The organism is Erythrobacter sp. S259, assembly GCF_057364965.1.
The window spans coordinates 1957113-1979000 of record NZ_CP200286.1 but is presented as its reverse complement, the minus strand read 5'-3'; the positions used below and the strand labels follow the sequence as shown (position 1 = coordinate 1979000).

The following is a 21888-nucleotide window of genomic DNA, read 5'->3' as shown; positions in this document are numbered from 1 at the left end:
ATAGGACGATGCAAGAGAGGAGCTTTCACACAGACGATAAAGTCGGCCTTGGGGTCGCGGTCGTCTTGCATGCCGCTCTTGCTGGGCTTTTGTTTGTGCAGTTCCAAACCGCAAAGCCGCTGACTTTTGGCGGTGATGGGGCGATCACTGTCACCTTAGAGGATGGGTTTGAGGAGGCGGGCGGCTCGGCAGCGCTCGGTATTCCAGACGCATTGGATATTGTCGAAGATCCTACTGAGGAAACTCCAGTACTCGAAGATGAGGTAACGCCCGAAGAGGTGGTGCGTCCTGAACGCTCAAACCCTGTTCCTCGGCGCACCGCTGCCCCGCGGGCCAGCCCCTCGGCCCCCTCGCGCGGGAGCGCGAGCGGCAGGCGCGATGGGAGCGGTGATACCGGTTTCGACGACGCGTTCGGTAATGATGACGGCGCTGGCAGCACTCAGGCTGTTGAGGCTGACATCAAAATTAGCATTGCGGGCCAAGTGGCGCCCAAATGGAATCGCTGCCGGGTGACAGGCCTCGACATTGATAAGCTCGTCGCGGTAGTCTCCTTCAGCATGGATCGCAGCGGCACGATTACGAATATTTCAGATCCACGTTTAAGCGGCGAAAACCCAAGCAACGCTGCACAGGCTGGCCGGTTCAAAGAATGCGCGGTGCGGGCCTTGCGCCTTGTGGGCAAGTTCGATGGCTTACCGGCTGAACACTACAGTTTGTGGCGCAAACGCGAATTCAGATTCGTGAAGAAATAGGTTGAAACAAAACAACATGCGAAATCTCCCATCTCTATCCGCACTCCTCGCACTCGCGTTGGTCTTCTCCTGGACGCCCAGCGTGCACGCACAAGATGAGGCACCAGCATCAGAGGATGGCGGTAGCACCAATGTTGGCTCGTCGTTTTTGGACGATGACCAAGCCGCCGATATATCCGCTGATGTCTCCGCCGATATATCCGCTGCCACACCAGATGATGTGCCAGATGACGGCGCAGTCGTTGGGACTGAAACCGTTGTCGGTTCGCTTGATGGAGATGATCTGGAGATTGCCATTGCAGCTTTTGCAGCTGACCGCGATGTGGCGACCCCGGCCAATGCCAACGGCACCCGCGCGCTTGGGTTAGAGCTTGCCCGGGTGATTACGGCAAACTTGCGCAATAACGGCCTGTTTCGGCCCACCGGCCCAGATGCTTTGCCGCGTCCTTCTTTTGCTCAAATCAAAGCGCCAAGCTGGGAGCCATGGATCAGGCGCGACAGCGAAATGCTGGTTCAAGGTTACGTTCAAGCAAGGGCCGATGGCAGCCTCGTTGTGGGGTGTTATCTGTTCGATGTGGCGCTTCAGGAAGAGTTGATCCGCGAAGGCTATGTCGTGCGTCCTTCTGACTGGCGGCGCGCGGCTCACAAATGTTCAGACCTTATCTATGCGCGGCTCACGGGCGAAGATCCCTTCTTTGACAGCCGCATCGCTTATATCGCTGAGACGGGTCCAAAGAATAACCGGGTCAAGCGTCTTGCCGTGATGGATTCAGACGGCGCAAACCACCGCTTCCTGACATTGGGGAGCGCAACTGCGCTTACCCCGCGCTATTCGCCTGACTATTCAAAGATCATGTATCTGTCATATGTCGATGGGAACCCGCGCATATATGTCTATGATATTGGGACAGGCAAACAGACGCTTGTGACCCAGAACAGCAATCCCACGCTTGCGCCGCGCTGGTCGCCTGATGGCGCCTCGATCCTCTATTCCATGGCCGTTGCAGGTAATACCGACATCTACCGTATCTCGGTAAATGGCGGGCGAGCAACCCGTCTGACGGACACGCCGGGAATTGATATTGGCGGGTCATACTCGCCCGATGGTCGCCGGATCGTGTTTGAAAGCGATCGTTCCGGCACTCAGCAATGCTATGTCATGGACGCAGACGGGACGAACCAACGCCGGATCAGCTTCTTTGGCGGGCGCTGCGCGACCCTGAGTGGAGCCCGCGCGGAGACCAAATCGCTTTCACCCGGATTGCCGGCGACTTTAATGTGGCTGTTATGACGCCGTCAGGCGGTAGCCTTCGCGTGCTTACCGGAGGGTGGCAAGATGAGGCACCGACCTGGGCCCCCAATGGCCGCATCATCCAATTCTTCCGGACGACGCGCGGTTCAGGGCGATCCTCGCTATGGCAGGTTGATTTGACCGGCCGCAATGAAAGGCGGCTGCCAACACCGGTTGACGCCTCTGATCCTGCATGGGGACCCATTCGTCCATAATGAATGGGCGTAAATCTCTCATAAATCTGGGGGCTGCATTAGCTATTGACCCCTTTGCCCTGCCTGCGCATGATTGCTCGGGTACAATACGGAGAGTAAATCGATGACCTTCTCTGCACAAAAGACCGCAACCATTGTTCTTATGACCTCTGCGCTGGCTCTGGGGGCATGTTCGAAAAAGGCGCCTGAGGAACTGCCGCCGGCGCCAACCAGTTCCACGCCCACACCGGCACCTCCAACTGACACCGGACCAGTGGGCCCAAGTGTTGGTTCACAGGCGCATTTTGAACGCGCGGTTGGCGGCTCTGCTGTCGTGTATTTTGACACCGACCGTTTCAACATCGACTCCGCCGATGCCGCCTCACTTCAGACCCAGGCTCAGTACTTTGCCCAGTACAGCCAAGTCACCTTCACAATCGAAGGGCACACCGATGAACGTGGCACACGCGAATATAACCTCGCCCTTGGTGAGAGACGTGCAAATGCGGCGAAGAATTATCTGGTGAGCCTTGGGGTTGATCCAAGCCGCATCCAAACGCTCAGCTACGGCAAAGAGCGCCCGGTTGCGCTTGCCTCAGACGCCGCTGCATGGGCGCAAAACCGCCGAGCGGCGAGCGTTATCATCAACTAAGTCTGTGTAACCGAAAATTTGACGCGCTCGCTCTCATACGAGGGCGGGCGCGTTTTTATTTGGCGGCCGTTTCAGCATGAGTGAGCACTTGCACAATAGGACCACTGGTGCCGCCAAAGTGCAGCTCACCATCGCCGCCAGCGCGCGCAAGCAGACACAGGCACACAAGCGCAAAAGCGCTAAAAAGGCTGGAGATTTGCAATTGCTGGCTCATGAAACTGGCCCAATATCCCTTCAAAGAGCGCCGAGCTCTAAGCGTTATGTGTGAACGAACTATTGCAATGCAACATTTCAATTGGCAACTTGTTCCTAAGGTCACTCACATATCTTCCCTTTGTGCGCTATTCCCCCTAGATGATGTGCATAATGCGCCTGACAAACGACATATTGCCCCTGGCACCGGCTGATTATGCCTAAGCCGCATCGCTCCAACGATTGGGGTTTCCCGCGCTGGCGCGGCTATGAGGAATCGCGCGAGGCGGTGAATGTTCGATTGTGTGACCGGCATGGCTGCGAAGAGCCGGGCAATTGCCCAGCGCCCAAAGCGCCCAACAGCCCGGATAAGTGGTATTTCTGCCAAAAGCACGCGGCGGAATACAATTCCAAATGGGACTATTTTGAGGGCCTCGACAAAGCGGAGAAGGCCGAACGCGCCAAGGAAGAGCGTCAGCAATCAGAAGGCTATGCTGAGGCTTCCCACTATGGCTGGATGGGATCGGGCGATGGTTCGCGCAGCGCCGATGAAATGCGCGCGCTGGAGCTGTTAGAATTGGAGGCAGATGCGGACTTTGCGGCGGTCAAGAAAGCTTACCGCGCGAAAGCCAAGCTTGTGCATCCTGATGTAAAGCCGGGTGATGATGAAGCAGCCCAAGAATTTCAAAAACTGCAAGTCGCGTATGACGTGCTGCGTGTGGCGGAAGAGCGCCGCGAATGGAAAGGACACTAACTCAAAATGCATATTCTCGCTTTCGCTGCCAGCAATTCCAGTGTTTCGATCAATCATCAATTGGTGCGTTATGCCGCCAGCCTCGCAGAGAGCTGCGAGGTAGAGACGCTTGATATCCACGATTACGAAATGCCGATCTACCGGCATGACCGCGAGGAAGAGAGCGGTATTCCGCAATTGGCACACGACTTCCTTGCCAAGATTGCTTCTGCCGACGCGCTAATCATCTCTTTTGCAGAGCATAACGGAACCTACACCGCTGCCTTCAAAAACCTGTTTGATTGGTGCAGCCGAGTGGGAGGCGAAGTGTGGCATGGCAAACCTATGGCCTTGTTAGCGACGTCTCCTGGCGAACGAGGCGGGCAAAGCGTGCTGAAATTCGCGGCAGATGCAAGCCCTCACTTTGGCGGCAATGTCGTCGGCCACCTGTCAGTGCCAAGCTTTGACTCGAACTTCGACACAGATGCTGGAAAGCTGACAGATGCTGAGCTTGACGCAAAACTGCGCTCTCTTATCGCCAATCTTGTGAGTGCCTAGGCGCCGGGCGTAATCACAACCGATTTCACTGTGTCGAAATTGCCAGCAGCCAGATCGCTAGGCGCGATCCAATATTGCAGGATATTGCCGTCAAAGTGGTGCTGCGGGCCAGCGCCGCTTGGCAGTTCAAGCAGCAGAAGGTGATCGCTGGCGAGGTTTTCCACCTCACCCGAAGCATAGGTGGCCGGGCCAAACATACGCGCAGGGGTTTCGGCGCTGATTGGGTCATTGTGGCCTTCGCCTTTGGCCTCAATCTCGGACGCGGTTTTCGTTGCAAGAGCATGACCGTTCATCGCCCGGTCAATCCAATTGGCCGGCACGCTGCTCAATGCCTCACTTCCTACGCCTAAGCTAAGATCGACCGATTCGATGATAAGGTCGGACACTGCAGATCCCAAGACACCTTTGCGATCTTCAAACCACTGCCAAATGTCATCGGCGATAGGCTGATCAAGCTTCACGCTTTGAGGGCGCTGCGTGCCAAGAATGTAAAGCTCCTTAGCTTCCTCAAGCCAGGCGGAAAATTGCAATTCACGCTCTTTCGGAGACAGGCCCGGGTAGAGTGTTTCTGGCAGAATTTCATAAGGTTCGCGCAAGGCATCAATCATGCGACTTGCAAGAACCCGGATCGCGCCGAAATCATGCGGGAAGGAGGGGAAAGGACGGGTCAAATCGGTCTGCGCCCCTTCCATATCGTGCGTCGCTGAACTGAGCGCAGCACCGGTTTCCTGAATTTCGAGCAAGGCCCGCGCTGCATGGCTGGCCGACCAGAAAGCACCATCATCCTCATCAGAATCCGGATAAGTCAAACCCATGGGTGCAAACGGGAAGCGGGGCAGAAGACGCGGCACATAGTCTTGGGCGTTATCAACCTCATCGGTGCAGCCGCTAAGCGCAAATCCGCCATTTGCGCCAAGCGCGGGGCCAGCATCTTCGGGTTCAGGCACAGGGCCCCATGACTGAACTGAACCGGTATGGTGAATGAAAGAATGGCTGGATAGAAAATCCTCATCGGCATCTTTGTTGCAATTGATAAAGCAGTACAGCACGCCGTCTTGGGGAAGCAGTCCGGTCGGATCAGCTTGGCACAATTGGGTGCAATCCCACTGCATTACAAACTGCATGGGAGCGCCGCCTTCCGCACCGCGCTCACGGGGCCATTGAAATCCGGCAGGACCGATCGGTTGCCCGCCGTAAAAGGACAATCCATCCTTGCTCGGTGATTGCGGTAAGAACTGACGAAATACAATTGGCTGCTTGCGCCCTGCCAAAACTTCCGGGGGCACAGACCGCGCCGGGAGGTCGTCTGCAAACTCGTTTTCGAGTGTCACGGGTTCATCCTGCGCCCGGTCTGCGTCAGCTGCCGCTGCGGCCGCTACCCCGGCGGATGCTGCAAGTGCTGCTACGCTCGCCGCTTCGTCATCGCAGATTTCGTCATCTTCTGAAGACGCATCAGGGGTGAGCGATGCTGTGTCCTGTTCGTCTTGGCCGTTCTCCTCGATCCACTGCGCTTCACTGCCGAATTCGCTTTCATCAAGGGTGTTGTCGGTGTCCGTGTCCGCGTCCGTGTCCGTGTCCGTGTCCGTGTCCGTGTCCATGTCCGCGTCCAGACCTAGATCGGCATCTTCGATACTCTCGATTTCGTCAGCGTCGTACTCGGTGAACTCTGCTTCTTGTATCTCAACCTCGCCAGGTTCAGAGGCCACGTTTGCGGTTTCGCCCGAAGGTGTCCCTTCTTCGCGCTCTGCTCCAGCGACGAGTGAACGCCGGCGGCCTGCGCTTTTCGTTGCGGGAACAGCCTGCGCATCTGGTCTGGCCGGTTCGGCTTTATCTATCGCGAAATCTGCGCGCGGCTCTTCAGCAACCTTGCGAGCGTTCGCCTTTCTTCGGCGATACCAAATGAGAAAAATGGTTCCGAAAACCGCAGCCAAGAACCCACCAGCCATAAGGGCAAGAGGGGCAATCAGACCGGAGCTTATCATCGCAATCAGAATATCAACGCGCATCACAGCATTCCCAATAAGGCATGCCCGTTAACTGACTCCGCCAAACCGGAGCCTGCCAATAGGCTGGTAATCTGACTGCATCTAGTAAATCTAGGTCAATTCATAGTTAACATGATCATGGCTTGAAGCCTGAAAGGGTAACATTTTGCATTATGCGCCCGAAATGGCGTTATCTGCTGAATAGAATTGTCATTTTGAGCGGGTGTTGATCGCTGCCGGAGGATTGTCGTTCCACCATGGTGCATCTGTCCATGGGCGCACATCGACCTCGAAACTCCAACAGCTGCGATGCTGGTGAGCGAGGTGCCAATAGGTTTCGGCAAGCGCGGCAGGCTCAAGGACACCATCTTCACCCTTTGACGCTTTGTATGCTTCAAATTTGTCTCCGAGAAGGCGGCCCAAAGTGTCGGGGGCATTGACGGGGCCATCGACGATGATGTGGCTGATATGAATGCCCTGCGGGGCAAATTCGGCGTTGAGCGTTTGGCACAGCATGCGCCGGCCGCCAATCGCGGCGGCGTGGCTGTGTTGTCCGGCATTGCCGCGCATGGCTGCTGTTGCTGAGGTCACAAGCAGTGCGCCGCGCCCCCGCTCCAGCATCGCTGGAAGCATTGCCTGGGCCAGACGGAAAAGCGCGAACGAGGTCATGCGCCAACCAAGTTCGAAAGCCTTATGGGGGGTCTCGAAAAATGGCCGATTGCCGATTTGCGCGCCTAAGTTGAACAGGCACACCTCAATCGGGCCGATATCGCGTTCAATGCTTTCAACGAGTTCTTCGATAGTGCCATCTTCAGCCGCATTGATCAGCGCGCCAGTGGCGCTGCCGCCGTCTGCCTCGATCGCTGAGACCAGGCTGTCCAAACCCTCCTGATCAGAGCGCCTAGCCACGACGGCGTGATAGCCGCCCTTGGCAAAGCGTTTGGCCGTGTTGCCGCCGATCCCGGCGCCAGCGCCAAGAACGAGGCAGACAGGTTTTCGCGTGCCGCTCATCTCAACTTCCTCTCTCCCAAACGAGCCTTGGAAGAGAGGTTAGTCTGCAATTCAGACGTAGTCCAGAGCCTGTTCAAAGTCCGCGATCAGATCGTCCGGGTCTTCGATCCCAATGCTGATCCGCACAAGACTGTCGGTGATGCCAAGTGCGGCGCGGCGCTCTTCGGGGACGGAGAGGTGCGTCATGGAAGCCGGGTGACTTGCGAGCGTTTCTGTCCCGCCAAGACTGACGGCGAGTTTGGCGATCTGCAAATGATCGAGGAAGCGGAAGCATTCTGCCTCGCCGCCTTTAAGGAACACGCTGAAGGTTGACCCTGCGCCAAGGCAATGGCGGTTGTAAATGTCCTGTTGGCGTGCTTCTTCGATTGCGCCGAGATAGCCGAGGCCGGTCACCTTGGGGTGATCTTTGAGGAAGGCGCAGACTTTGGCGGCGTTTTCGCCCGCGCGGGCCATGCGCAGTTCAACCGTTTCAAGGCTGCGAAGGAGCATCCATGCGGTGTTGGGATCAACGATGCCGCCCATTGTGTTGCGGAGCGCGCGTACCGGATCCATCCACTTTTTCGCGCCTGCGATAGACCCTGCGACCAGATCGGAGTGCCCGCCCACATATTTGGTCAGCGAGTAGGCAACAATATCTGCGCCGTGGCCGAGCGGACGCTGCCACAGCGGCCCAAGGAATGTGTTGTCGATAGCGATGGGGCAATCCCATTTGAGGTTGGCATCACGCGCGTCTCTTACCGCTTCGATATCGACCAGAGCATTGGTCGGATTGCCGGGGCTTTCGAGGTAGATCATTGCGACTTTTCCGCCATTTTCGCTTGCCTGGCGTTTCGCGCGAACCAGGACGTCGTCCAGCTCCTCGCGGCTGGCTCCTGCGGGAAAGTCGATATAGGTGACGCCGAACTTTGACAGAACCTTTGCAACAAACCCTTCCGAGGCTGCATAGAGTGGCCCGGAGTGGACGATCACATCACCCTGGCTCACATAAGCCATCATCAAGATGCAAATCGCGGTCATTCCGCTTGAGAAGGTAAGCGCGTCTTCTGCCCCATCCCAAATCGCAAGGCGGTCTTCGAGGATTTCCTGATTGGGCCCGTTGAAGCGCGAATAGACAAGACCATCTGCCCCGCCTTTGCGCTTTCCTGTGATACCTTCGAAATGGCGTTTGCCGTCCGCCGCGCTTGGAAATGCGAAGGTCGAGGTGAGGAATATAGGGGCTTTCAATGAGCCTTCTGAGAGGGTTGGGTCATACCCATGCCCCATCATCAGAGTTGACGGCTTTAATGGCCGTCCGCCAATTTCGGTGCGTTCAGGCTTTGGCTTGCGGCGCTGGCTCGGGATATTGGGCGTGGGGTTTCCGGCTGCGTCTATTGGATCAGTCACGGGGCTGATTTCCTTCCTGCATATCATCCCTAGGAAGGCAGGGACCTCACATTGTGAAGGCGATTGGAGCGCCCGCTTCTAACCTCCGCAGAAGCGCCTCTCCCCATCCGCCATGTGCAAGTATTGGTATATTTCGATCCGGTTTCATGTGCAACCGGATTCCTCCGTATCATCTCTGAGCGGGCCGCGGGCACGTACGAGCTACAGATTTTCTGCATGAGGGCTCGCCCTCTGGCAAATGACTTAAACACATTGCCCTTTAGGCGCAAAAGTCAGACCAGAGCGGCGATGCCCCATACGATCCCAACGATCATAAATATCCCCACGATATCAAGCACAAGTCCAGCGCGCACAAGCTTTTCAATCCGCAGCCGCCCGGTGCTCCAGGCAATCGCATTGGGGCCTGTGCCAGCGGGCAGGATAAAGCCCCAGCTTGCCGCGAGCGCTGCTGGCATTGCGATCAAAATCGCTGCCTCACCAAGACCAAGCCCCGCCGCAAGGCTCGCCACAACCGGAATGATCGCGCTGGCGGTGGCCACATTGCTGGCAAACTCAGTGACAAGAACGACCATCGCCACCACCGCCAATGCCACGATCACCAAGGGGAGCGTTTCGAGCGGCAGAAGCGATTTTCCCAGCCAGTCTGCAAGCCCGCTGGCCTGCATGCCGGAAGCGAGCGCGAGCCCGCCTCCGAACATCAGAATCACGCCCCAAGGCGCACGGTCGGCCTCGCGCCAGCTGAGAAGGGGCCGGCTCTTGCCATTTGCTTTCGAGCCATCGGGCAAAAGGAACAGCGCGAGCGCCGCGATCACCGCAATCGTACCATCGGTCCAGCTGCCTTCTGGAAGGTATGGTGCGACCCAGCGCCGCGTCATCCAAAGCACAAATGTGACCGCGATGATGGGCACCAGCCGCCTTTCAGCAGGGCTCCACGCAGAATGATCATCAATCGCTGCACGCGCCGCCGCGACGTCGAAGGGGTGGGCCGCTACCTTCTGCACGTGCGCGACGATCAGGCACGCGAGCGGCACTCCGAGCAGCACGATGGGCAGACCAAAGGTCATCCATTCGGCAAAGCCAATCTGGAGCCCGATCATATCATCAAGCAGCTGCACCGCGATCCCATTGGTGGGCGAGCCAACAATTGTGCCAAGTCCGCCGATCGTCGCCCCAAACGCAATCCCCATTGGTAGCGCGCCATATATGCCGCTCGTTTCCGCGTGGCCGTCCGCGTGTCCACCCGCGGTCTGTAAAGAAGCGCCGCCTGCCAGCACGGCAAGCGCCATTGGCATCATGATGAGCGTGGTGGATGTGTTGGAGATGAGCCCGGAAAGGATCGCTGCGCTGATCATAAAGGCGAACAGCAAGCGCACCTGACCGCCTCCCGAACCAATCGTTTTCAGGATAGCAAGGCTTAGCCTGCGGTGCAGCCCTGTCCGCTCAATGGCCAGCGCAATGAATGCGCCGCCCAGCAGCAGGAACAAAATGGGGGCATAGTAAGCGCTCGCCGTCTCGCGCGCCGTCATCACCCCGCATAATGGCAAGCAGACAAAGGGCAGCAGCGCGGTCACAGGCAGCGGCACCGCCTCGGTCATCCACCATGCGGCCATCCACGCGACCAGCCCTGCGACCAGCCAAGCTTGCGGCTCCATACCGCCGGGTGCGGGGGAAAAGCCGTCAGCGCAAATCCGAGGGGCCCAAGAAACAGGCCAATTCTTTGTGCGGTCATCACAGCCTTGTGTCCTGTCTTTGCCAATATTCGCAAAAGTGCCAGCTTGGCGGCCAAGCGCAAGGCCGGACCGCCCGCACTTGTGGATGGATTGGCGCGGGCGCTCAAAACGGTTTAGGCACAGCCCATGCGTGATGATCGACCTATAGAGCTCTTGCCAAGCAGCGCGCGCCTTGGACCGCCAGTGAGTACGCTTGCCGCCGCCTTTCACAATGACCCCGCGCTCAGCTGGATCGTGCCTGCCGAGGAAAGACGCCGCGCGATGCTTCCCGGGTTTTTCAAAGTAATGGCCGAGCAATCGCGCCGCCACGGTGAGATATTGGCGTCCCCTGATGGGGGCGCAGCGAGCCTGTGGTATCCTCCGGGCAAGGTGAGCGATGGGGTGTTTGCTGGCCTTTATGACAACCTGAGGATGTTGGCGGGCTTCCGCTCAGACCTACCGCGCGGCCTCTCAGTCGCGGAGGAAATGTACAAACGCCACCCGAGCCCGCAGCCGTATTCGTACCTGCGCTATGTCGGCGTTGCGCCAGAGGCCCAAGGCAAGGGTTGGGGCGGGGCGATTGTGCGCGCAGGCATCGCGCGGGCGGCGCAGCAGGGCACAGGCGTGCTGCTAGAGACCGCAACGCCCGGAAACGTCGCAATTTACACGCGGTTGGGATTTGAGATTTTAGAAGAGTGGGAGGTGCCGGGTGGTGGCCCAAAGTTCTGGACTATGATCCACCCGGCTCCTTGAGTAGGAACTTAACCGTCTTCTCTGAATTCCAGTTTAGCCGCCGCGCCGCCCGACAGTGTTGGATTTTTTGGTCCATGAGGTCTGTCAGCCGTTGAGCTGCCGTCACCTTTTCGCCGAGGGCGGCGTTTTGGGTTCCCATTCCGACCGGGGGTTCAGCGACCTGAGGGATCCGGCCAAGAATCATGCGTAGGACCTCGGCGAAGCTGCCGAAAGTGTTCGATAATCTTGGCCAGGCCCTTGCTCATTTTGGGCTCACTTCGGCGCCAGAACCATTAGCATTTGGCGGCCCTCAAGGCGCGGGAATGCTTCGACCTTGGCGGTCTCTTCGACATCTTCCTGCACCTTTTTAAGCAAGTCCATGCCCAAATGCTGGTGCGCCATTTCGCGGCCGCGGAAACGAAGCGTGACTTTGACCTTGTCGCCATTGTCGATGAATTTGTTCACGTTGCGCATCTTCACATCGTAGTCGTGCGTGTCGATGTTGGGACGCATTTTGACTTCTTTGATGTCCTGCGTTTTCTGAGTCTTACGCGCAGCGTTGGCCTTTTTCTGGGCCTCATAGCGGTATTTGCCAACATCAAGGAACTTGCACACGGGCGGGTCCGCATTGGGGGACACTTCGACAAGGTTCAATCCCTTGTCATTCGCTTGCTCCATCGCTTCATTCGTGAACATTAGCCCCAGGTTTTCACCTTCGTCATCAATGACGCGGACCTTTGGGACTTGAATAAACTGATCATAACGAGGGCCGCTTTTCGTTGGCGGGGCCATCTGACGCCGAGGTGGACGGGCTATGTGGGTTCTCCTGTTGTAGCCATATTTCGAGTCTTCGAGTATAGGGGTGAAATCGCAAAGATACTAGGTGTGCAGGTCAAGCAGCCTCGCGATAAAGCGGGAATGTGACCAATTTACCCTTAGCGGGGCGGAGCTGGCTTACAACTGGACACCCCAAGAAAGCTTGGGGAAGTCGAAGACTCCGTAGCCAACCATTCGAGGCATAAGCCAAAGGACAAGGTTCAAAACGAGGCCCAAGAAAGCCGAAAAAGTCACAAAGGCGAAAAGGCCCAATCCAATATCATCCCCAGTGATAGACTTCTCACCTCTCGACAAAACCAAGCTGACGAATGCGGCAGCCATTGCAACTCCAAGCAAAAGGGAGCTTGGCCAAGCCGCTGAAAAGGTGAACTTATCGCCAAAGATTTGTCCTAGAACCGGGGCCACGAGAAAATACATCCAGCAGATCATAAATGCGAAGAAAACCACTCCGCTGAAACCGGAAGTGACCGAGGAATCCGCAGTGGAACCGGACAAATAACCCCAAATGGTGGGAGCCATAAAGGCAGCCAAGACCACGAAGTGCCAAATGGTGATGGCATTCCAACCGTATCGCAGCGGCGCAAATTCCATCAAGCAGCCTCGCGATAAAGCGGGAATGTGACCAATTTGCCCTTAGCAGGCAAGATTGCATCAATTGCGCGTGCCGGGCTCAGCGCTTTCAATATCTCCGGTGCACCTGCATCCATACCGCCGGTGTAGGCTCCAAAGGCCGGCGCGATCATGCGGTCTCCGCTTATCTTTGACCGGCTCACCACAGCGCAGGCACGCGCGATGTACCGGTTCCTGACCCGAATGCGCATTTTGGGGTGGTAGTGGCCCGAAAGCTCAGGCCGCGTCTCGCCATGCTTGGCTTCATGGCGAAGGATCACGCCTGAAAGCTCAAGTTCGCTACAGCTCTCAGCGCCGAATGTTCTGTGCATGTCTTCGTCGTGATTTCCCGTGATCCAAACCCAATCGTGCGCGCGGATAAGGCCTTCGAGCATCCCGCTTGCATACGCGTCCAAGCGCCCCGTGCCTGCATCATCATGGAAGTTATCGCCCAAGGTTATCACCCGGCGCGCACCGGTTGCCTTTAGCGTATCGGCCAATCGCTCCAGCGTCTCGCGGCTGTCATAGGGCGGGAGCATTTGCCCGGTCTGCGCGTACCAGCTGCCCTTCTCAAGATGGAGATCAGCCACAAGCAGCGCTCTTTCACGCGGCCAGTAAAGCGCGTGTGATTTGGTCAGCACCATCTCCTCACCCGCAAATTCGAGCGTAGCGCCCAAAGCGCTGAGGTCAGAATCGGATCGGAACGAAACAGGAACCATGCGCTCTTGTGACTTGGCGGCTCCCGTTTGACAAGTGTCAAAGCGGGTGGACACATTTGCTGTCATAAGGCACATGCAATCACAACAATGGACAAGGGATATCTATGAGCGATTGGGCCGGTCATACAGAGCGTGCAAAAACATGGTTTGAGAGCCTTCGCGATCAAATTTGCGCCGCTTTTGAAAGCATTGAGCGCGATGCGGGCTCAGATGCGAGCTTTCAATATACGCCTTGGACCCGCGAGGAAGAAGGTAATGATGATCCCGGTGGCGGCGTCCAAGGCCTGATGAAGGGCAAAGTCTTCGAGAAGGTCGGCGTCAATGTCTCGACCGTTCGTGGGACCTTCTCCGAAGCTTTTGCCAATCAAGTGAACGGGGCGAGCGTTGAACATCCTGAGTTCACCGCAACCGGCATCAGCCTTGTCGCGCATATGTGGAACCCGAAGGTTCCCGCTGTCCATATGAACACGCGGTTCTTGACCACACAGGCTGCTTGGTTTGGGGGCGGGGCGGACCTTAACCCGCCGATCCCGCACGAGGAAGACACCGAGGCGTTTCACGCCTCAATGCGCGCCGCCTGTGCCGCGCATAATCCGACTTATTATGAGAAGTACAAAAAGTGGGCGGACGACTATTTCTACATCCCCCACCGCGAAGTGCACCGGGGTGTGGGCGGGATATTCTACGACCATCTCGCGTGCGAGGACGATGCTAGTTTCGACCGCAATTTTGCCTTCACACAGGATGTCGGGAAGGCCTTTCTCGACGTGTATCCCAAGCTGGTGCGCAAGCGCATGAATGACGCGTTTTCGCCGGAGGATGAGGCAGCGCAGCTCGAATATCGCGGGCGCTATGCTGAGTTTAACTTGGTGCATGATCGGGGCACGATCTTTGGCCTTAAAACCGGCGGGAATATCGACGCGATCCTGATGAGCCTCCCGCCGAGGGCGACTTGGAGTTAGGAGGCCCTTTTCCCAAAGCACTTGCGAGCGGCATGGCCTCGTGTTTGACTGCTTAGTGAAGGCAAATTTCGGAACAATCCCAACGGTTAGGGCTTAATCCTGCATGCTTTGGGCAATGCGTCATCCCGTGCGGCTTGTCCCGCTCCTCTACCTTATCGCCATTGCGTTTGGCACAATCTTACTATGGCTGCCGCTCTCCACGACAGGCGAGGCGGGTGCGCCCTTGTCTACCGCTCTCTTTACCGCCGTCTCAGCCATCGCGGTCACAGGCCTTATCGTCGAGGATACGCCAACCTATTGGAGCATGTTCGGGCAATGCTCAATTCTGTTCCTGATCCAAATCGGCGGTCTGGGGACTAAAACAGCGGCGACGTTCTTCGCGTTGGTCTTGGGTCGCAATGTGGTTTTCCGCCGCACGGTGGAGCGCGATATTGAGCGCGAGCAATTAAGCCTTTCGGATGCAGGCTTTGCCATCAAGCTGATCCTGATCGTCACAGTGATCGTGGAAACCGTGACCACTGCAGTGCTCACATACCGCTTTCACACTCTTCACGACATGCCGCTCGGAACCGCCTTCTGGCACGGCCTCTTTCAAGCGGTGAGCGCGTTCAACAATGCCGGCTTTTCGACTTTTTCGGACAGCCTCATGGGCTTCAATACGGACGCTTTGGTCCTGATGCCGATTGTCCTTGCAGTAATCATCGGATCTCTCGGCTTTCCGGTGATCCAAGATATGATCCAATGCGGGCGCAAAACGTCAAACTGGACGCTGCATTCCCGCATCACATTGTACGGCACGATCATCCTTCTCGCCGGTGGATTTTTCGCAGTGCTGCTAGCTGAGATGCACAATTCTGACACTTTGGGCCCGATGTCCATTGGCGCAAAGCTCCTCAACGCCTTCACCCATTCGGCGATGCCGCGCACAGCCGGCTTTAACAGCCTCAATGTCGCGGCGTTTCGCGATGAGACGGTGCTGTTCAACTATATCCTAATGTTTATCGGCGGCGGTAGCGCGGGGACAGCGGGCGGGGTCAAGATCACCACCATCACCATCCTGTTCGTCATCCTGATCTATCAGGTGCGCGGGCTTGGCAATGCGGAGATGGAGGGGCGCCAAATCAGCAACCGGCTGGCCAGCCAGGCCGTCACCGTCATTATGTTCGCCCTGAGTGCGATATTCCTTGCCTCGTTCTACCTGATGGCGCGGACGGCATTTGAGTTCGAGGACATCGTATTCGAGACGATTTCTGCCTTCGCCACTGTGGGCCTTAGCCGCGGGATCACCGGCGATCTTCCCGTTGACGGACAACTCGTGATTGTGGCGCTGATGTTCATTGGACGGGTAGGCACGATCACCGCTGCAACATGGCTCGCAATGGGGGCGGTTGGGCGCGGCTCACCCATGCGCACCGATGCGAAAGACCCGATCATCGGCTGACTTGCGTTTTACGCTTGCAGCTTTGCGCTTAGCCACGCACATTGCTGTCAATGCTGCGCCAGTATGAACTTGTGGAACGGGTCCTTGATTACGACCCTGACGCCGATGAGGCGGCGCTTAACCGTGCCTATGTGTATACGGTCCAGAAACACGGCAGCCAAAAACGCGCAAGCGGGGACCCTTATTTCTCGCATCCCGTCGAAGTTGCAGGGTTGATGACCGACCTGCAGCTTGATCAAGAGACGATCATGACCGCGCTGCTCCACGATACGGTCGAAGACACTTTGGCAACTATCGACGATATTGAGGCGAACTTTGGCCCGGATGTGGCGCGGCTTGTCGATGGGGTGACGAAACTTTCGAAGATCGAGACCATGCCCGAAAATGAGCGGGCCGCAGAAAACTTGCGCAAATTCCTCCTCGCTATGTCTGAGGATATTCGCGTGCTGCTGGTTAAGCTTGCGGACCGCTTGCACAATATGCGCACGCTCCATTTCATCAAAAAGCCTGAGAAGCGCAGGCGTATCGCGCGCGAAACCATGGATATCTACGCGCCTCTCGCTGAGCGGGTGGGTATGTATGAATATATGCGAGAAATGCAGGCCCTCGCCTTTCAGCAGCTTGAGCCCGAAGCCTATGCCACCATCACCGACCGGCTTGGCGCACTTCGCGGTGAAGACAGCGGCGAGGTTGATGCAATAGCGCTGGCGATCAAGCAGGCTCTGGCGGAGGCGGGCCTTTCGGTTGAGGTGGCGGGCCGCGAAAAGCACCCATATTCAATCTGGCTAAAGATGTCAGAGCGCCATGTGAGTTTTGAGCAGGTCACAGATATCATGGCCTTCCGCGTTATCACGGACAATATCACAGACTGCTATGCCGCGATGGGCGTGCTTCACACCACTTGGCAGTTTTTGCCGGGAAAATTCAAAGATTACATCTCGACGCCCAAGACCAATGGTTACAGGTCACTTCACACCTCATTGATGTATGAAAATTCGATGCGGGTTGAGGTGCAAATTCGCACGCACGAAATGCATCATCGCAACGAATTCGGGCTCGCTGCGCATTGGGCCTATAAGCAAGCGGACAAGGCTGATGGGCAGGTAGGCTGGCTGCGCGATCTGATTGAGATCGTCGATGCAAGCCACGATGCTGAGGAATTGCTCGAGCATACACGTCTTGCAATTTATCAGGATCGCATCTTCGCCTTCACCCCGAAGGGCGCGCTGTTCCAATTGCCCAAAGGATCAACGGCGGTTGATTTCGCCTTTGCGGTGCACACCGATCTTGGGCTTGCCACTGTTGGGGTGAAGATAAATGGCCGGCACATGCCGCTTCGCACGCAGCTTTCGAATGGCGATGTGGTGGAGATCATCAAAGGCGGAGATGCAGGCCCGCAATTGTCATGGTTGGGTTTTGTTGTCACCGGGAAAGCGCGCGCTGCAATCAGGCGGGCGGTTCGGCTTAAAGAGCGCGACGAAGTGGCTGAGATCGGGTTGAAACTCTTCGATGAGATTGCATCGCGGGTCCCTGCGAAAATTGGCAAGAAGGCGATTAACGACGCCGTCAAACGGCTTTCGATGGATGAACCGGATGATCTTATGTTTGCCATTGGCGGCGGCAAGATCAGCGACCGCGAGGTCATGGAGGCGCTGGTTCCGGGCTGCACTTCGGAATTTGACGAAGAAGAAGAGTGGGCCGGCAGAGAGCGCGAAATATCAATCCGGGGACTAACGCCAGGTGTCGCCTTTGAGCTCGCTGATTGCTGTCACCCAGTACCAGGCGATAGGATTGTCGGACTAAGGCGCAAAGGCGAGCGTGTCATCGTCCATACGATTGACTGTTTTGAACTGGCCAACGGTGTTGATAGCGATTGGCTGGACCTCAATTGGGGCAGGCGCTCGCACGGGGCCGTTGGGCGCTTCTCAGTCACGATTTATGATCGGCCGGGCACTTTGGCGGAGATGGCGGGAATCTTTGCGCAGAATAAAATCAATGTGACCAATCTTCGCCAATCCAATCTGGAGCCGCCTTTTGCAACCTATGCCATTGATGCAGAGGTCAATGATGTGGCGCACCTCTCGCGCATCCTTTCAGCCTTGCGGGCAAGCGATGCTGTGGCGCAGGCAGATCGTATCTGACCATTATACAGAGCGCGGCGCATTCGCGTGGTTAATTTCAAGTTTACCATGTCTTAAACCAATGCCGGTAATTCCCCTTAGTAAGTCCGGACCCGTACTGGGACCGGTGCACTAAAGGGGATTGGGGTAGTGACAGCGCTAAACCATCAGTTTGAGCCTGATTTGTCAGCCGGTCAGTTTAGCAGTTCGACCGAGCAGACGCCTGATACGATAGTGAATATCAATTGGCTTGATCGCCTTTCGGTCGCAGGCAAACTTCGCGTAGCGGTGCTTGGCAATACTATTGTTCTCGCATTTCTTGTGGGCCTGATTTTGTTCGCCGCTTGGTTCTTCACAGAAACAGGCCGCGATCATTCGATCTCCAATGCCGTCGAAGCACGCAGCAACAACGCTGCAATCGCGCTTTACGAGGTCGCAGACCGTCTTCAGCAGGCAGAGCGAGCAACGTCGCCGCAGGCGCGTGACCGCGCGATTGAATTGGCCGACGAAGCTGTTGTCAAAGCGGTATCCCTGCTTGATGAACCGATCAATCAATTCAGCGGCTCAATGCCGCAAACCTATGGTGCGACGTATATGGATCTGCGCGAGAAGGTTGAGGCGCTCCATATCGAGCTTGAGGCCACCAGCGCAAGCGCGCCGGATCTGGCGGTGTTGCGCAGCGATGTCACAGCGGTCAGATCTGATCTGGTTGCCTTCACCGAAACTTTCCGCACCCAGATAAAGGCAAGCACAGCCCAGCTGTTCACAGACATCTCGAGGTTTCTGTTAGGGTTATTGATCTTGAGCATTCTGTGTATCAGTGTTGCCAGCTTTGCGGCTCGCCGTATCGCTGCAAATGTTTCGAAAAAAATCAGGCAGCTTACCGGTGCGATGGATAAAATGGTCGCAGGGGAAACCTCGATCGACATCCCATGCCGGGACGGCACCGACGAGATCGGCGAGATGGCGCGCGCGCTGGCAATTTTCCAGCGTTCATCGCTCCAACTGAGTGAGTTATCGCAAAGCCGCGCGTCAGAAGTCGAAGCCCAGCTTGATGGCCAAAAGCAGCTTGCCGAAGAGATGCGCACTTTGAAATTGGAAAAGAGCCAGCTTCTGGAAAACCTCGCCAATGACTTTGAAGTGTCGGTTGGCGAGCTGATCACTTCGGTGTCGGCCGCCTCGCAGCAGCTTAAGGCGACCTCTGCGCAGATGGTCCATGTCGCAGATGGTTCAAACGGGCAGGCCGATAGCGCGAGCGCGGCAATGAAAAGTGCATCAGCCAATGTCACCGCTGCTGCTGCGGCAACCGATGAGTTTGCGCTTTCGATCAATGAAATCAGCCAGCAAGCAACGGCGTCTGCAACCCTGGCGCGCGATGCGACCACTTTGGTGGCCTCTGCCAATACGCGGATGGATGACCTATCCGGTGCTGCTGAAGAAGTGGGCGAGATTGCGGGGCTTATTCAAACCATCGCTCAGCGTACCAATCTGCTTGCGCTCAATGCGTCGATTGAAGCAGCGCGCGGCGGCGAGGCAGGCCGCGGCTTTGCTGTGGTGGCAAGCGAGGTGAAAGAACTCGCTATGCAGACAAGCGCTGCGACCAGTTCGGTGGCTGAGAAAATTACTGCAATGCAAGATTCCACGCGGTCGAGCGCCAAAGACCTTAATTCGATCTATGGCCAGATCGGTGAGCTTGAAAAAGTGGCTGTCGTGATCGCGACTGCTGTGGATCAACAATCGGTTTCTGGCGAAGAACTTGCGCGCAATATCGACACGGTCGCCGAAGGGTCGCGTCAGGTCAGCGAGCTGCTTGTGGCGCTGCGCGAGGCAAGCGAGGAAACGGGTACGGCGGCTGATGATGTGGTGGCAAGCGCAACTGCGCTTGGCAATCATGCGGAAGATCTTCGGGATAAGGCGGGCCGCTTTATTGCAGATGTTCGCCGTTCTGCGCGCGAGTTGGAAGCCGACGATAAAGCTGCGTGAACAGCGCGAATTAAAGCGGTGTAACGCTCACGGATAGCTCATCGCCGGGTGCCAAGTCCTCGGCTTTCATGATCTTCTTGCTAATGAGCAGGATCCATTCGGACTGCTTGTCTTGCGGGAAAACGCTGCTTTTCCAGCTGGTCTCGCCAACGGTCGCGGTGACTTTGACAGAGCCAAACCCGCGAATGCGCCCGAATTCGAGTTTTTGCATCAGAGCATGGCCAGCCAAAGCCTCGGCCTGATCGCCTGTGAAGCCGACGAGGTGATAGGTGCCCTTATCTCCTTGCCACCGGCGTAAAGAGAGGGTGGCGGTGATTTCCTCCGTCATTGCGAGCGTAGCGAAGCAATCCAGAGCGGATCGCGTGAGCGCTCTGGATTGCTGCACCGCTTCGGGGCTCGCAATGGCGAATTGAGGCAGTTACTCCCCACCCGCAACCTCACGAATGGGCACTGGGATATTGCAGATATCCGCCCCGCCTGCTGGCACGATAAAGAACGGATCGCGGCGGTTTGCGCGGGCCTCGGCGTACTTGGCGAAGGTCTCGGTTTCGGTGGAGAGATACTCGAATGCGGGGCGCTCGGCTTTGGGGAGGTCAGAGGCAACGCGGATGGAGAGGATTGGGGTGCGAAGGTCTACTTCTTCCTCGGTGTAGAAGCCCAAGACACCTGAACCACGCGGAAGGGAGGAGAGATGCTCCATCCCGCTGATAATGCGGCCCGCAAGCGCGATATTGCGATCAAGGTGCCGGGGCGCATGGCCGATGACGGTGTAGAGCTCAGCGCCAGAGCCAGTGTCGGGGGAATAATTGCGGCCAACGCCGACCATGCCGTAGCAATGGACGGGCCACGCGTGCGTCATGTTGCCGAAAGATATGGGCCATCCCATATATGAGAAATTGAAATAAGCGTATGGGTCGCCGCCAAAAATGTTGGACAGCCGTCGGCTGTTCTCAAACTGACTAGAGTCTAAAGGTGCATAGACCGTCCACCCAGTCGGCCCATTTTCCGATCTTTGGCCATGATCGCGCGTCGCGTCATTCCGCATTTCCTCGGTGATCGGGACTTCGTAGTCCTCCTCGCCCATCACCCTTAGCCCCTCAGGCAAAGGCTTGGTCTCAATCCCTTCGCCTTCCGGATTGTCATGCCCCGGATCGCCCCATTGGACGACGTAATTGTCCTGCACGCGGTTGACTGTGATACCGTCATACCACTTGGCGCGGGCGAGCTTGCGAATGTTCTCCACCCAGCCTTGGCTAAAAGGCGCTGGCATCAGCTGGATTACGACTTCGCGCGGCTTCCCATCGTGTGAAGCCTGCCCCCGACCCTGATCCGGGGGTGCGAGCGTCATCACCAGCAGGTCTTCCGCAGCAATCTGCAACCAATCCTCAGCCGCGGCAGTGTTCACAATCTCATTAGGCGAGGGCGCCGCCTCCTCTTCATCCTGAGCGGAAAGAGGCGCGCCCAGCGGAGCGGCAATTGCGATCAATGCGGCGGCGGCGAGTGTCATGTGTTTCATAACCCGCAGACATGACATCACAGCGCTTGCACCTCAAGCCCGCCGCGTTTAGAGGGCTCTCCCAACGGAGACGTGGCCGAGTGGTCGAAGGCGCACGCCTGGAAAGTGTGTATACGGTAACCCCGTATCGTGGGTTCGAATCCCACCGTCTCCGCCACCACCTTTTCTCCCGTCGTTCGATAAATCCAGACGCGCTGAGGCTCTGGCTTAACGAGTGTTTGATCTCATCTGTTTGATGATGGCGGTTGCCCTGCCGAGGTAGGCATCGACCGGTGTGACGTCGTCGAGGCTCTCGTGGTAGCCTTGATGGTTGTACTCTTCGACGAAGGCTTCGATCTGGTTTTTAGATCGCCGGGCAGGAAGTGCTTCTCGATCAGCACCCGCATCTTGAGCGTACCTAGGTTGTCCAAAAAACCAAGGGCTTGAAGCCAATCGGCATGTTCCCGCCAGAACTTGATAACGACAATAAACCCGCCTTCGAACCCCGAACTATTGCGATTGGGGCGGAG

19 protein-coding genes, 1 tRNA gene and 2 pseudogenes are annotated in these 21888 nt (G+C 57.0%); 11 read left to right on the top strand and 11 right to left on the bottom strand.

Annotation, left to right across the window (positions count from 1 at the left end):
* Nucleotides 1-8 precede the first annotated feature (8 nt).
* The 3 genes and pseudogenes from AC0V60_RS09370 (at nt 9) to pal (ending at nt 2889) form a co-directional block, all read left to right on the top strand.
* A complete protein-coding gene (locus AC0V60_RS09370) occupies nt 9-752 on the top strand; it encodes a hypothetical protein (protein WP_486178206.1) in 744 nt (247 codons plus the stop codon).
* A gap of 16 nt (nt 753-768) precedes the next feature.
* A pseudogene (gene tolB / locus AC0V60_RS09365) lies at nt 769-2258 on the top strand (Tol-Pal system beta propeller repeat protein TolB).
* Nucleotides 2259-2361: 103 nt separating this feature from the next.
* A complete protein-coding gene (gene pal / locus AC0V60_RS09360) occupies nt 2362-2889 on the top strand; it encodes a peptidoglycan-associated lipoprotein Pal (RefSeq protein ID WP_486178205.1) in 528 nt (175 codons plus the stop codon).
* Between the two features lie 55 nt (nt 2890-2944).
* On the opposite strand, the gene AC0V60_RS09355 is transcribed toward pal, so the two are convergent.
* Nucleotides 2945-3103: a hypothetical protein gene (locus AC0V60_RS09355; protein WP_486178204.1), complete on the bottom strand. Its 159-nt coding sequence runs from the start codon at nt 3101-3103 to the stop codon at nt 2945-2947.
* Between the two features lie 195 nt (nt 3104-3298).
* On the opposite strand from AC0V60_RS09355, the gene AC0V60_RS09350 reads away from it, so the two are divergent.
* Both AC0V60_RS09350 and AC0V60_RS09345 read left to right on the top strand, forming a co-directional pair.
* Nucleotides 3299-3835, top strand: a complete 537-nt coding sequence (locus AC0V60_RS09350; protein ID WP_486178203.1) for a J domain-containing protein — start codon at nt 3299-3301, stop codon at nt 3833-3835.
* A gap of 6 nt (nt 3836-3841) precedes the next feature.
* Nucleotides 3842-4372, top strand: coding sequence for an NADPH-dependent FMN reductase (locus tag AC0V60_RS09345; RefSeq protein ID WP_486178202.1), 531 nt, complete (start codon nt 3842-3844; stop codon nt 4370-4372).
* On the opposite strand, the gene AC0V60_RS09340 is transcribed toward AC0V60_RS09345, so the two are convergent.
* From AC0V60_RS09340 to AC0V60_RS09325, 4 genes are all read right to left on the bottom strand, one after another.
* Nucleotides 4369-6378, bottom strand: coding sequence for a DUF1963 domain-containing protein (locus AC0V60_RS09340; RefSeq protein WP_486178201.1), 2010 nt, complete (start codon nt 6376-6378; stop codon nt 4369-4371). The genes AC0V60_RS09345 and AC0V60_RS09340 overlap by 4 nt on opposite strands.
* A 189-nt stretch (nt 6379-6567) precedes the next feature.
* On the bottom strand, nt 6568-7368 hold the full coding sequence (locus tag AC0V60_RS09335) for an SDR family NAD(P)-dependent oxidoreductase (RefSeq protein WP_486178200.1): 801 nt from the start codon (nt 7366-7368) through the stop codon (nt 6568-6570).
* 51 nt (nt 7369-7419) lie between these two features.
* The gene (locus AC0V60_RS09330; protein WP_486178199.1) at nt 7420-8751 is read right to left on the bottom strand and encodes a cystathionine gamma-synthase family protein; all 1332 of its coding nucleotides are present in this window, start codon (nt 8749-8751) and stop codon (nt 7420-7422) included.
* A gap of 272 nt (nt 8752-9023) precedes the next feature.
* On the bottom strand, nt 9024-10403 hold the full coding sequence (locus tag AC0V60_RS09325) for an SLC13 family permease (protein WP_486178198.1): 1380 nt from the start codon (nt 10401-10403) through the stop codon (nt 9024-9026).
* A gap of 204 nt (nt 10404-10607) precedes the next feature.
* Here AC0V60_RS09325 and AC0V60_RS09320 point away from each other — a divergent pair, with 204 nt between their 5' ends.
* The gene (locus tag AC0V60_RS09320; protein WP_486178197.1) at nt 10608-11213 is read left to right on the top strand and encodes a GNAT family N-acetyltransferase; all 606 of its coding nucleotides are present in this window, start codon (nt 10608-10610) and stop codon (nt 11211-11213) included.
* Nucleotides 11214-11465: 252 nt separating this feature from the next.
* Here AC0V60_RS09320 and infC read toward each other — a convergent pair whose 3' ends face one another.
* The 3 genes from infC to pdeM form a co-directional block, all read right to left on the bottom strand.
* Nucleotides 11466-11984, bottom strand: coding sequence for a translation initiation factor IF-3 (gene infC / locus AC0V60_RS09315; protein ID WP_486178196.1), 519 nt, complete (start codon nt 11982-11984; stop codon nt 11466-11468).
* Between the two features lie 162 nt (nt 11985-12146).
* Complete coding sequence (locus tag AC0V60_RS09310; RefSeq protein ID WP_486178195.1) at nt 12147-12620, bottom strand: hypothetical protein; 474 nt, start codon at nt 12618-12620, stop codon at nt 12147-12149.
* The gene (pdeM, locus tag AC0V60_RS09305; RefSeq protein WP_486179475.1) at nt 12620-13357 is read right to left on the bottom strand and encodes a ligase-associated DNA damage response endonuclease PdeM; all 738 of its coding nucleotides are present in this window, start codon (nt 13355-13357) and stop codon (nt 12620-12622) included. The genes AC0V60_RS09310 and pdeM overlap by 1 nt, the downstream gene beginning before the upstream one ends.
* A 104-nt stretch (nt 13358-13461) precedes the next feature.
* Here pdeM and hemF point away from each other — a divergent pair, with 104 nt between their 5' ends.
* The 4 genes from hemF to AC0V60_RS09285 all read left to right on the top strand — a co-directional run bounded on the left by hemF (nt 13462) and on the right by AC0V60_RS09285 (nt 19863).
* Nucleotides 13462-14319 carry an oxygen-dependent coproporphyrinogen oxidase gene (hemF, locus tag AC0V60_RS09300; protein WP_486178194.1) on the top strand — a complete coding sequence of 286 codons (858 nt, stop codon included), beginning with the start codon at nt 13462-13464 and terminating at the stop codon, nt 14317-14319.
* Nucleotides 14320-14422: 103 nt separating this feature from the next.
* The gene (locus tag AC0V60_RS09295; RefSeq protein WP_486178193.1) at nt 14423-15760 is read left to right on the top strand and encodes a TrkH family potassium uptake protein; all 1338 of its coding nucleotides are present in this window, start codon (nt 14423-14425) and stop codon (nt 15758-15760) included.
* A gap of 50 nt (nt 15761-15810) precedes the next feature.
* Nucleotides 15811-17901 (top strand): RelA/SpoT family protein, encoded by a 2091-nt coding sequence (locus tag AC0V60_RS09290; RefSeq protein ID WP_486178192.1) that lies wholly within the window; start codon nt 15811-15813, stop codon nt 17899-17901.
* 129 nt (nt 17902-18030) lie between these two features.
* Entirely contained in the window at nt 18031-19863 is a 1833-nt protein-coding gene (locus tag AC0V60_RS09285) for a methyl-accepting chemotaxis protein (RefSeq protein ID WP_486178191.1), read from the top strand.
* A 10-nt stretch (nt 19864-19873) separates the two neighbouring features.
* On the opposite strand, the gene AC0V60_RS09280 is transcribed toward AC0V60_RS09285, so the two are convergent.
* Together AC0V60_RS09280 and AC0V60_RS09275 are read right to left on the bottom strand one after the other, a co-directional pair.
* Nucleotides 19874-20191, bottom strand: coding sequence for a DUF1905 domain-containing protein (locus AC0V60_RS09280; protein WP_486178190.1), 318 nt, complete (start codon nt 20189-20191; stop codon nt 19874-19876).
* A gap of 90 nt (nt 20192-20281) precedes the next feature.
* Entirely contained in the window at nt 20282-21379 is a 1098-nt protein-coding gene (locus AC0V60_RS09275; protein ID WP_486178189.1) for a peptidylprolyl isomerase, read from the bottom strand.
* 66 nt (nt 21380-21445) lie between these two features.
* Between AC0V60_RS09275 and AC0V60_RS09270 the strand changes: the two genes are divergently transcribed.
* A tRNA-Ser gene (locus AC0V60_RS09270) sits at nt 21446-21536 on the top strand.
* Nucleotides 21537-21607: 71 nt separating this feature from the next.
* On the opposite strand, the pseudogene AC0V60_RS09265 reads toward AC0V60_RS09270, so the two are convergent.
* Nucleotides 21608-21774: pseudogene (locus tag AC0V60_RS09265) on the bottom strand (IS3 family transposase); the annotation flags it as partial.
* Nucleotides 21775-21888 lie beyond the last annotated feature (114 nt).

Excerpts from the sequence above, each read along its gene's own strand:
- AC0V60_RS09370 (WP_486178206.1), top strand. The coding sequence starts at position 9 with ATGCAAGAGAGGAGCTTTCACACAGACGATAAAGTCGGCCTTGGGGTC.
- pal (WP_486178205.1), top strand. The coding sequence starts at position 2,362 with ATGACCTTCTCTGCACAAAAGACCGCAACCATTGTTCTTATGACCTCT.
- AC0V60_RS09355 (WP_486178204.1), bottom strand. The coding sequence starts at position 3,103 with ATGAGCCAGCAATTGCAAATCTCCAGCCTTTTTAGCGCTTTTGCGCTT.
- AC0V60_RS09350 (WP_486178203.1), top strand. The coding sequence starts at position 3,299 with ATGCCTAAGCCGCATCGCTCCAACGATTGGGGTTTCCCGCGCTGGCGC.
- AC0V60_RS09345 (WP_486178202.1), top strand. The coding sequence starts at position 3,842 with ATGCATATTCTCGCTTTCGCTGCCAGCAATTCCAGTGTTTCGATCAAT.
- AC0V60_RS09340 (WP_486178201.1), bottom strand. The coding sequence starts at position 6,378 with ATGCGCGTTGATATTCTGATTGCGATGATAAGCTCCGGTCTGATTGCC.
- AC0V60_RS09335 (WP_486178200.1), bottom strand. The coding sequence starts at position 7,368 with ATGAGCGGCACGCGAAAACCTGTCTGCCTCGTTCTTGGCGCTGGCGCC.
- AC0V60_RS09325 (WP_486178198.1), bottom strand. The coding sequence starts at position 10,403 with ATGGAGCCGCAAGCTTGGCTGGTCGCAGGGCTGGTCGCGTGGATGGCC.
- AC0V60_RS09320 (WP_486178197.1), top strand. The coding sequence starts at position 10,608 with ATGCGTGATGATCGACCTATAGAGCTCTTGCCAAGCAGCGCGCGCCTT.
- infC (WP_486178196.1), bottom strand. The coding sequence starts at position 11,984 with ATGGCCCCGCCAACGAAAAGCGGCCCTCGTTATGATCAGTTTATTCAA.
- AC0V60_RS09310 (WP_486178195.1), bottom strand. The coding sequence starts at position 12,620 with ATGGAATTTGCGCCGCTGCGATACGGTTGGAATGCCATCACCATTTGG.
- pdeM (WP_486179475.1), bottom strand. The coding sequence starts at position 13,357 with ATGGTTCCTGTTTCGTTCCGATCCGATTCTGACCTCAGCGCTTTGGGC.
- hemF (WP_486178194.1), top strand. The coding sequence starts at position 13,462 with ATGAGCGATTGGGCCGGTCATACAGAGCGTGCAAAAACATGGTTTGAG.
- AC0V60_RS09295 (WP_486178193.1), top strand. The coding sequence starts at position 14,423 with ATGCTTTGGGCAATGCGTCATCCCGTGCGGCTTGTCCCGCTCCTCTAC.
- AC0V60_RS09290 (WP_486178192.1), top strand. The coding sequence starts at position 15,811 with ATGCTGCGCCAGTATGAACTTGTGGAACGGGTCCTTGATTACGACCCT.
- AC0V60_RS09280 (WP_486178190.1), bottom strand. The coding sequence starts at position 20,191 with ATGACGGAGGAAATCACCGCCACCCTCTCTTTACGCCGGTGGCAAGGA.
- AC0V60_RS09275 (WP_486178189.1), bottom strand. The coding sequence starts at position 21,379 with ATGAAACACATGACACTCGCCGCCGCCGCATTGATCGCAATTGCCGCT.